The sequence below is a fragment of the Nocardia sp. NPDC059236 genome (genome assembly GCF_042754085.1).
Taxonomy (GTDB): Bacteria; Actinomycetota; Actinomycetes; order Mycobacteriales; family Mycobacteriaceae; genus Nocardia.
The window spans coordinates 320-1,109 of sequence record NZ_JBHZAF010000108.1 but is presented as its reverse complement, the minus strand read 5'-3'; the positions used below and the strand labels follow the sequence as shown (position 1 = coordinate 1,109).

Annotated in this window: 2 protein-coding genes; both read right to left on the bottom strand. The window is 73.0% G+C overall.

Features of this window, described 5'->3' with window-relative positions; translation table 11 throughout:
- The coding region (locus tag ACFXIV_RS48250; RefSeq protein WP_379421582.1) for a hypothetical protein at window positions 1–193 on the bottom strand (193 nt) is incomplete at its 3' end.
- Entirely contained in the window at window positions 190–768 is a 579-nt protein-coding gene (gene paaC, locus ACFXIV_RS48245; RefSeq protein ID WP_379421583.1) for a 1,2-phenylacetyl-CoA epoxidase subunit PaaC, read from the bottom strand. The genes paaC and ACFXIV_RS48250, both read right to left, overlap by 4 nt.
- Window positions 769–790: the final 22 nt, after the last annotated feature.

The window sequence follows — 790 nt, the reverse complement described above, 5'->3', positions numbered from 1 at the left end:
CGAGGGTGATCACCGGCAGCTCCGGATCGAGGACGGAACCGGCCAGCTCGGCGAGGGACGCCACCCGGGCGGCGTCCTCCGTCGCGGAGCCGTCCGTCGTGGGGCCGCCCGGTGCGGAGCCGTCCGTCGTGGGGCCGCCCGGTGCGGAGCCGTCCGGTGCCCGGCTGTCCCGTGCGGTGGTGGAGGCGGTCACCATGTCGCCCCCGGGTGGCTGCGGTGCAGATGCTGCATCTCGGCGAGCAGCCGGCCGAACGGTTCGGTGTGCAGCCCCTGGCGGCCCGCCCCGGCGGACCAGGCGCCCTCGCGTGGCCCCTCGGGGACGGTGAGCCCGGCGCGGTGGAAGACGTCGCGGACGCCTGCGCTCCACTCCTCGGCCAGCTCCTGCCAGTCCACCTCCAGGCCCTCGATCGGCTGGAACAGCTCACCCGTGTACCGCCACAGCGTGTCGACGGCACGCTGCGTACGGCCGTGGCTCTCCTCGGTGCCGTCACCCAACCGCAGGGTCCACTGCTCGGCGTGGTCGCGGTGGTAGGCCGTCTCGCGGACCGCCTTGGCCGCGAGGGGCAGCACCGGGGACAGCCGGGCGTAGAGCGGCTGTTGGTAGGTGGAGAAGAACAGCTGCCGCACGATGGTGTGGGCGAAGTCCCCGTTGGGCTGCTCCACCAACTGGCAGTTGCGAAAGGCGCGCTCCTCCCGTAGGAAGGCGATCTCGTCCTCGCTGCCCAGTACGTCCGCGAGCCCGGTGTAGAGCGCGCGGGCCTGGCCCAGCAGATCCAGCGCGATATTGACC